Source organism: Stenotrophomonas sp., assembly GCF_036662295.1.
Lineage (GTDB): Bacteria > Pseudomonadota > Gammaproteobacteria > Xanthomonadales > Xanthomonadaceae > Stenotrophomonas.
The window spans coordinates 1-8,546 of sequence record NZ_JAVWXA010000140.1; the positions used below are offsets into that span (position 1 = coordinate 1).

The 8,546-nt window shown below is 69.6% G+C and carries 6 protein-coding genes; 3 read left to right on the top strand and 3 right to left on the bottom strand.

The genetic code is table 11. The features are described from left to right. Window positions 1-459 precede the first annotated feature (459 nt). The 3 genes from prpE to RSA25_RS17965 all read left to right on the top strand — a co-directional run bounded on the left by prpE (window position 460) and on the right by RSA25_RS17965 (window position 4,256). Complete coding sequence (prpE, locus tag RSA25_RS17955; protein WP_332810194.1) at window positions 460-2,337, top strand: propionate--CoA ligase; 1,878 nt, start codon at window positions 460-462, stop codon at window positions 2,335-2,337. Window positions 2,338-2,591: 254 nt separating this feature from the next. Beyond that, window positions 2,592-3,122, top strand: a complete 531-nt coding sequence (locus RSA25_RS17960) for a hypothetical protein (RefSeq protein ID WP_332810195.1) — start codon at window positions 2,592-2,594, stop codon at window positions 3,120-3,122. 75 nt (window positions 3,123-3,197) lie between these two features. Further along, window positions 3,198-4,256: a suppressor of fused domain protein gene (locus RSA25_RS17965; RefSeq protein ID WP_332810196.1), complete on the top strand. Its 1,059-nt coding sequence runs from the start codon at window positions 3,198-3,200 to the stop codon at window positions 4,254-4,256. 744 nt (window positions 4,257-5,000) lie between these two features. On the opposite strand, the gene RSA25_RS17970 is transcribed toward RSA25_RS17965, so the two are convergent. From RSA25_RS17970 to RSA25_RS17980, 3 genes are all read right to left on the bottom strand, one after another. Then, window positions 5,001-5,612, bottom strand: coding sequence for a glutathione S-transferase N-terminal domain-containing protein (locus tag RSA25_RS17970; protein ID WP_332810197.1), 612 nt, complete (start codon window positions 5,610-5,612; stop codon window positions 5,001-5,003). Between the two features lie 88 nt (window positions 5,613-5,700). Then, entirely contained in the window at window positions 5,701-6,159 is a 459-nt protein-coding gene (locus tag RSA25_RS17975; protein ID WP_038690229.1) for a cell wall hydrolase, read from the bottom strand. A 290-nt stretch (window positions 6,160-6,449) separates the two neighbouring features. Beyond that, the gene (locus tag RSA25_RS17980) at window positions 6,450-8,486 is read right to left on the bottom strand and encodes an NADPH-dependent 2,4-dienoyl-CoA reductase (protein WP_332810198.1); all 2,037 of its coding nucleotides are present in this window, start codon (window positions 8,484-8,486) and stop codon (window positions 6,450-6,452) included. Window positions 8,487-8,546: the final 60 nt, after the last annotated feature.

Below are 8,546 nucleotides of genomic sequence, written 5' to 3' on the forward strand. Positions count from 1 at the left end.
GGTGGCCGGCAGGAGAGCAACGTCCGCCGCACTGGTCGGTGATCGTTGAGGACACGGGGGCTGTGGGAAGCCGGCCAGCGGCCGGCACTACCGGCTTTTTCGGTGCGCACCGGCCAACTGTCCAAGGGCGGGTACGGGTGGGGGTGCGGGACCGTCATACGCCATGGATGGCGTATGTCGAGCTTACATGGACGTACTTGCAGCGTGTCCCGCACCCCCGCCCGTACCCGCCCCACGCGACAAGGCATGCACGCGCGTGCTTCAGCAGAGCTTTATTCCGCAGATGAGCGAAGAACCGTCTTTCTCGGCTCCTGGCCCACCCCCACCCCGCGCGAGCAGGCCGGCACTCGCCGGGCTTCATTCGCCGCACGCCTGTGCTCGCCTACGACCAAGGTCGGACGGCCCGGTTGCCGGCATCGGACTATGCTCGAACCCATGGCTTTGTCTGGGAGGGCTGTCATGCGTTATGAGGAAATGTACCGACGTTCCATCGGTGAGCCCGAGGCGTTCTGGGCCGAGGAAGCGCATCGGATCTACTGGCATACCCCGCCGCAGCAGATCCTCGATTACAGCAACCCGCCGTTCCGGCGCTGGTTCGTCGGCGGGCAGACCAATCTCTGTTACAACGCCGTGGACCGCCACCTGGTGGACCGGCCCGACCAGCTCGCGCTGGTGGCCATCTCCACCGAGACCGACGTCACCCGCGAGATCACCTACCGCGCGCTGTACCGCGAGGTCAACGCCTTTGCCGCGGTGCTGCAGCGGCTGGACGTGCAGCGCGGCGACCGGGTGGTCATCTACATGCCCAACATGGCCGAGGCCGTGTTCGCCATGCTGGCCTGCGCGCGCATCGGCGCCATCCACTCGGTGGTGTTCGGTGGCTTCGCGGCGCACAACCTCGCCCTGCGCATCGATGACGCCGAACCCAAACTGCTGATCACCGCCGACGCCGGCAAGCGTGGCGGCAAGGTCATCCCCTACAAGGCGATGGTGGATGCCGCGTGTGCCGAGGCCACCTCGCCCCCGCCGCACGTGCTGATCGTCTCGCGCGGGCTGGACCCGGCCGAGCCCAAGGTGCCCGGGCGCGACCTGGACTACGCCAGCCTGCGCGAGGAAGTCGGCGACCAGGACGTGCCGGTGGTGTGGTTGGAATCCAGCGAGCCCAGCTACCTGCTGTATACCTCCGGCACCACCGGCAAGCCCAAGGGCGTGCAGCGCGACGTGGGCGGGTATGCGGTGGCGATGGCGCAGTCGATGGAGACCGTGTTCGACTGCAAGCCGGGCCAGGTGATGTTCTCCACCTCCGACGTGGGCTGGGCGGTGGGGCACTCCTACAACGTATACGGCCCGCTGATCGGCGGGTGCACCTCGCTGCTTTACGAAGGCCTGCCCACCCATCCCGATCCGGGCATCTGGTGGGCATTGTGCGAGCAGTACGGCGTGCGCACGCTGTTCTCCTCGCCCACCGCCATCCGCGTGTTGAAGAAGCACGACACCGACTTCATCACCCGCCACGACCTGGACGCGCTCAAGTATGTGTTCCTGGCCGGCGAGCCGCTCGATGAGCCGACCGCGCACTGGATCAACGAGGCGCTCGGCAAGCCGATCATCGACAACTACTGGCAGACCGAAACCGGCTGGCCGGCGCTGACCCTGCTGCCCGGCGTGGACATGAAGCCGGTGCGCTTCGGCTCGCCCGGCTTCCCCAACCTCGGCTACCGCATGAAGGTGATCGACGAGGCCACCGGGGATGAAGTCGCGCCCGGTCAGAAGGGCGTGCTGGTGATGACGCCACCGCTCCCGCCAGGGTGCATGAGCACGGTCTGGAAGGACGATGACCGCTTCCTGCAGAGCTATTTCAGCCACTTCAAGGAGCTGCTGTACAGCTCGCTGGACTGGGCGATCCGCGACGAGGACGGCTACACCTTCATCCTCGGCCGCACCGACGATGTGATCAACGTGGCCGGGCATCGCCTGGGCACGCGCGAGATCGAAGAGTGCATCGCCGGCCACCCGCTGGTGGCCGAGGCGGCCGTGATCGGGGTCAAGGACGAACTCAAGGGCCAGGTGCCGCTGGTGTTCGTGACCCTGCGCCAGGCATTGCAGGGCGAGGCGGCCAGCGTGATCGGCGAGATGATGCAGCGGGTGACCCAGTCGCTGGGCGCACTGGCACGGCCGGCGCACATCCACATCGTCAACGCGCTGCCCAAGACCCGGTCGGGCAAGCTGCTGCGGCGCTCGCTGCAGGCGCTGGCCGAAGAGCGCGACCCAGGCGACCTGTCCACGCTGGATGATCCGGGCGCACTGGAGGAGATCCGGCGCGCGCTGGGGCGCTGACCCGGCGAGGGGCCCTGCACGCGCCGGCATCGTGGCCGGCGCGTGTTGCAACGCATTACGGGGCGCCGGCCCGGCTCAGGTAAGCTCGGATCGTGATCGTTCCAGGCCCACGGCCGGGCGCCGCGCGCCGGGGGAAAACGGCGCGCCAGGGCGCCGGCCAGTACACCGGGCCGGAAGGATCGCAAGGGGACGCGCGTACCGGGGCCGAGCGCTGGCTGGCGCGCGTGGCGATGCACGAGTGACAGGGGGAACACATGGCCTACATCCATGCCAAGACGGCCGCTGGCCGTCAGGAAATCGAAGACCGCGCGCGGCGCCTGCCGCCGGCGTTGCGCTCCATTCTGCTGATGGTCGATGGTCAACGCGATGACGATGCGTTGACCGCGTTGTTGCCGGGCCTGCGCGCGCCGGACGATGCGCTGGCGCAGTTGTCGCAGATGGGCTTGATCGAGATCGTCGGCGGTGCGGTTGCCCCACCGGCGGCGCGCGCCCTGACCGCCGGGCGCGAGCAGGACCCGGACCTGTACAAGCGCCTGTATGACTGGATGAGCGAATCGGTGCGCAAGCACCTCGGGCTCAAGGGCTATTTCATGCAGCTCAAGATCGAGCGCTGCACCGACGCCGGTGCGCTGGAGAAGCTGTGGCCGGACATGACCGCGGCGGTGGCCAAGGCCAGAAGCCCGGCACTGGCCAGCCGCTGGCTCGGCGATACCCACGCGCTGCTCGCCGCCGCCCCGGCGCCGGCGACGCCGTTGGAGGGCGACGCTGCCGCCGTGCCTGGCTGAATCCGGGTGGGGCAACGGTGGTGGTCTGCACGCCACGGCGTTACCTTGGCTGGCTACACCGGCAGGAGCGACGCGATGGACCCCACGCAGGACGACCACGGCACCCCGGGCTGGGATGCCATCAACGCGGCGCTGGCCGCGCTGTACCCCGGCCAGGAACCCCGGCACTACGGCACGGCGCTGCCCTACACGCTGGGCGGCAACGACCCGCTGGACGGCATCAGCGTGTACTGGGCCGATGCCCCGCGCCCGCACTGGCACTACGTCACCTACGGCTTCTCCGAGCTGTATGACAAACAGAGCGAGGATGCCGCCGACAGTGGCTACGGCTTCGAGCTGACCTTCCGCCTGGCCGCCGAGGCGGGGCAGGGCGCCGACGATGCGCCGCCGGTGTGGCCGATGAACCTGCTGCAGAACCTGGCCCGGTACGTGTTCGGCAGCGGCAACGTGTTCGAGGCCGGCCATCACCTCGATGCCAATGGCCCGATCGCGCTGGACACCGACACCGTGCTGCGCCACCTGGCCCTGGTCGAGGACCCGAAGCTGCCGCCGCGCGAGACCGCCAACGGCCGCGTGCGCTTCCTGCAGGTGGTGGGGCTGGCCGATGAGGAGATGGCGGCCGTGCGGCGCTGGTCCACGCTGGGCGTGCTCGATGCCTTTGCACCGGCCATGCCGCTGTGGATCACCGACCTCGCGCGTGGTTCGCTGTTGGCCGACCCGGCGCTGGCCACGCAGGTGGAAGCCGGCAGTGCCCGCGAGGGCTCCACCACCGGCATCCTGTTCGTGGAGACCCTGCGCTGGGACCGCCATGGCGAGGAAGTGGAGCTGGTGCTCGGCGCCGGCCAGGTGCCTGGCGTGCTGGACCTGTTGCCGCTGCGCCTGGAGCACGGCCGCGCGCTGACCCTGGCCGACCGCGAACGCACCTGGCGCTTCGAGCCGGGCGACGCCGACCAGGTCGAACTGGCCGAGGACAGCGCGCGCTGCGTGCTCACCCCGGCCACCCTGCGCGCGCTGCTGGCGCACGTCCACGCCGAGCGCGGCACCTATCCGCTGCCTGGCGGTCGCCTGCGTATCCGCGTCGAACCCACCGACCTGCGCGATGCCACGGGCAACGTGGTGCGCACGTTGGGCTGAGGGACGGCGGCGCCACCGCATGGGGGGTGGCCTTGGGGTCCGGGATCGAGTGCAGCCACCCATGGGGTGGCTCTACCCCTCGGGTGGCGGCGAAGGTCCGGCGATGCTGGGCGCTTTGTGCATCGCTCTGTCTTGGCCATCGCGCGCAGCCACCCATGGGGTGGCTCTACCCCCACGGGGCGACGAACGTCCGGCCATGCTGGGCGCTTTGTGCATCACTCTGTCTCGCCCAACGACGCTGTGGGATGCCCGATCACCGGTAGAGCCACCCCATGGGTGGCTGCCTCGGGATCCGGCATCGCGCGCAGCCACCCATGGGGTGGCTCTACCCTCCGGTGGTGACGAAGGTTTGGCCGTGCTGGGCGCCTTGTGCATCGTTCTGTCTCGCCCAACGACGCGGCGGGATGCCCGATCACCGGTAGAGCCACCCCGGGGCGACGAACGTCCGGCGACGCCGCGCTTTGTGCATCGCTCTGTCTCGCCCAACGATCCGGTGCGATGCCCGATCATCGGTAGGGCCACCCCATGGGTGGCTGCCCCGGGATCCGGCATCACGCGCAGCCACCCATGGGGTGGCTCTACCCCCGGGGCGGCGAACGTCCGGCGATGCCGCGCGCTTTGTGCATCGCTCTGTCTCGTCCAACGACCCGGTGGTGTGCCCGCCCCCCGGGGCGGGCGACGCCGGCCAAAAAAACGCCCGGTATTGCCGGGCGCTTTCGGTACTGCCCTGTCGCCGGTGACGACTCAGCTCAGGCCTTCGGCCTTCAGCGTTGCCTGCACGCCGGCATCGGCGTCCATGCGCTTCTTGTAGGCGGCGATGTTGTCCAGGCCCGAGAGGTCCACCTTGGCACCGGCCGCCCAGCGCAGCGTGATGTAGAAGTACGGGTCGGCGAAACTGCGGAAGCCCGCCAGCCACGGACGATCGGCAAGCTGCGCGTCGGCGCGCTCGAACAGCCCGCGCAGGCGCTTGTGCGCGGCCGCGCGGATCGCATCGTACTGGCTGTCGTCTTCAATGAACTTGCCCGGCCCGAACAGCGGCGAGAACGCCGGGTGCAGGTCCGAGTTGACAAAGGACAGCCAGCGCGTCGCTTCCGCACGCTGCTGGGCGCTGCCGTCACCGGCCAGCCCGGCCTGCGGGTAGGTATCGGCGATGTAGCCCATGATTGCCGCGTTCTGGGTCAGGATGAAATCACCATCGACCACCGCCGGCACCGAACCGGCCGGGTTGATCGCCAGGAACGCGGGCGCCTTCAGGGTGTCCTTGTCCAGCAGCTCCACTTCATAGGGCTGGCCGGTCCACTGCAGGGCGATGTGGTCGGCGGTGGAGCAGGCACCGGGCTTGCTGTACAGCTTCATGGGAACTCCGTTGCGGATGGTGATGGGTAAGCCGCCCACTATTCCAGAGCGCGCTACGCATCCTCAACGGTATGGCCGTAACAGACCGTTACGACGTGCGTGGCTTGAGTTTCTGCACGCGGTAGAACGTGTGGTCGCCGATGGTGGCCACCTGGTAGGCGTTGCGCCAGCTCGGGTTGGCGATCGCCAGGGCCGCGAAGTGGCTTGCACCCGGCACGATCTCCTTGCGCTCACCGACCGGCAGGGCCCAGTTGCGTTCGGCGTCGAAGGCCACCGTCATCGCTTCCTGCCAGGCGTCGGCGTTGCCCAGCTGGGTGCCGGGGGCCACGATGGTCGGGGCGAACTGCTTGCGTGCGGTCACCACCTTGCACATCGAGTCGCCCCACAGGCCGCTGTCCAGCCGGCGCAGGGCCACCTCGGCGACGGCTTGCTGGCCGCGCAGGGTCTGGTCACGCGCTTCGAGGTAGACGGTCGTGCTCAGGCACAGCGAATCGGCGGCCGGCTGGGGCAACAACTGCGACAGCCAGAGAATCCAGGCCAGTTTCATAAATCTCCTTGCTCCGTGTGGGCCGCACCTGGCTGTCCATCCGATCATGCGGACGGGGCGAGGGTACGACTTGGCGTCATGGGGAGGCGGCCATCGGGGCCGCCCGGGAGCGGACCCGAACAAGACGTGGGGTCCGCGCGCTCACTCGAACTGGGTGGTGAGCGGGAAAGTTGGCGCACGATAGGGGGCCATTTCCCAATGCATCCTGAACCAGAAGGCTTGACATTCAGGTTCGGAGCGAGGCCCGGATCGCGTTCGCGGGCCCGTATTCAGGTCGCCAGACGGCGGTCTCAGAGTGCGGCGGCCAGGTGGCTGCCCTGGTGGATGGCACGCTTGGCGTCCAGTTCGGCGGCCACGTCCGCGCCGCCGATCAGGTGCGCGTTGATCCCGGCCGCCAGCAGCGCGGCGTGCAGATCGCGGCGGGGTTCCTGGCCGGCGCAGATCACCACGTGGTCCACCGGCAACGTCTGCTCCTGGCCGTCGATGCGGATGCGCAGGCCGGCGTCGTCCACGCCCAGGTACTCCACGCCGCCCAGCATTTTCACGCCCTTGGCCTTGAGCGTGGCCCGGTGGATCCAGCCGGTGGTCTTGCCCAGGCGCGCACCGGGCTTGCCCGGGCTGCGCTGCAGCAACCACACCTTGCGTGCGGGTGCCTCCGGGGCGGCGGGGGCCAGCGCGCCGCGCGATTCGAAGCGGGCATCCACGCCCCATTCGGCCATCCAGCGGGCCGGGTCCAGGGCGCTGGACGGGCCCTCGTGGTGGACCAGGAACTCGCCGACATCGAAGCCGATGCCGCCGGCGCCGATGATCGCCACCTGCGCCCCGGCCTGCACCCGGCCCAGCACCACGTCCAGGTAGGTGACCACCTTGGGGTGGTCGGCCCCGGGGAAGTCCACCCGGCGCGGGGTGATGCCGGTGGCGACCACCACCTCGTCGAAGCCGGCCAGCAGCGCCACGTCGGCCACCGTGTCCAGTTTCACCGTCACCCCGGCCTGGGCCAGGGCATGGCCGAAGTAGCGCAGGGTCTCGTGGAATTCTTCCTTGCCCGGGATCCGCTTGGCCACGTTGAACTGGCCGCCAATCTCGCTGCCGGCGTCGAACAGGGTGACCTGGTGGCCCCGCTCGGCGGCCACCGTGGCGCAGGCCAGGCCGGCCGGGCCGGCGCCGACCACCGCCACGCGCCTGGCCACGCTCACCGGGCGATAGACCAGCTCGGTCTCGTGCACGGCGCGCGGGTTGACCAGGCAGCTGGCGGTCTTGTTCTCGAACACATGGTCCAGGCAGGCCTGGTTGCAGGCGATGCAGGTATTGATCGCCTCGGGCCGGCCGGCGCGGGCCTTGTTGGCCCATGCCGGGTCGGCCAGCAGCGGCCGCGCCAGCGACACCATGTCCGCCCCGCCGCCGGCCAGGATGCGCTCGGCCACGTCCGGCATGTTGATGCGGTTGGTGGCGATCACCGGCAGCTGCACGTGCGGTTTCAGCTTGGCGGTGACCCCGGCGAAGGCGCCGCGCGGCACCGACGTGGCGATGGTGGGGATGCGTGCCTCGTGCCAGCCGATGCCGCTGTTGATCAGCGTGGCCCCCGCCGCTTCGATCGCCTTGGCCTGCTGCACGATCTCGTCCCAGTTGCTGCCGTCCTCCACCAGGTCCACCAGCGAGAGCCGGTAGATGATGATGAAATCCGGGCCGCACGCCTCGCGGATGCGGCGCACGATCTCCACCGCAAAACGCATGCGCTGGGCCGCATCGCCGCCCCAGCGGTCGGTCCGGTGGTTGGTGCGCGGGGCGATGAATTCGTTGATCAGATAGCCTTCCGAGCCCATCACCTCCACGCCGTCGTAGCCGGCCTCGCGCGCCAGCCGCGCGCTGCGCGCGTAATCGGCGACATGGCGCTCCACGCCGCCGGCCGACAGCGCCCGCGGGGTGAACGGGTTGATCGGCGCCTTTCGCTTGGAGGGAGCCACCGACAAGGGGTGGTAGGCGTAACGACCGGCATGCAGCAGCTGCAGGCAGATCTTGCCGCCGTTGTCGTGCACGGCGGCGGTCACCTGGCGGTGCGGGCGCACTTCCCACGGCCAGGACAGCTTGCCGCCGAACGGCTTGAGCCAGCCGACCACGTTCGGGGCGAAGCCGCCGGTGACGATCAGGCCGACCCCGCCGGCCGCGCGCTCGGCGAAATAGGCCGCCAGCCGCGGGAAGTCGCGGGCACGGTCCTCCAGGCCGGTGTGCATCGAGCCCATCAGGATGCGGTTGCGCAACTGGGTGAAGCCCAGGTCCAGCGGGGCGAACAGATGGGGATAGGCGGGGGATTCGGCGGCTGGCGACATGTCGATACGCTTGCGTACGGAAGCGGGCCCGGGGGCCGGGAACGGCCGTTCGCCGCAGGC

What these genes read in the sequence shown, in the direction of transcription:
- RSA25_RS17970 (WP_332810197.1), bottom strand. Translation starts at nt 5,612, where the DNA reads ATGAAGCTGTACAGCAAGCCCGGTGCCTGCTCCACCGCCGACCACATC.
- prpE (WP_332810194.1), top strand. Translation starts at nt 460, where the DNA reads ATGCGTTATGAGGAAATGTACCGACGTTCCATCGGTGAGCCCGAGGCG.
- RSA25_RS17960 (WP_332810195.1), top strand. Translation starts at nt 2,592, where the DNA reads ATGGCCTACATCCATGCCAAGACGGCCGCTGGCCGTCAGGAAATCGAA.
- RSA25_RS17975 (WP_038690229.1), bottom strand. Translation starts at nt 6,159, where the DNA reads ATGAAACTGGCCTGGATTCTCTGGCTGTCGCAGTTGTTGCCCCAGCCG.
- RSA25_RS17965 (WP_332810196.1), top strand. Translation starts at nt 3,198, where the DNA reads ATGGACCCCACGCAGGACGACCACGGCACCCCGGGCTGGGATGCCATC.
- RSA25_RS17980 (WP_332810198.1), bottom strand. Translation starts at nt 8,486, where the DNA reads ATGTCGCCAGCCGCCGAATCCCCCGCCTATCCCCATCTGTTCGCCCCG.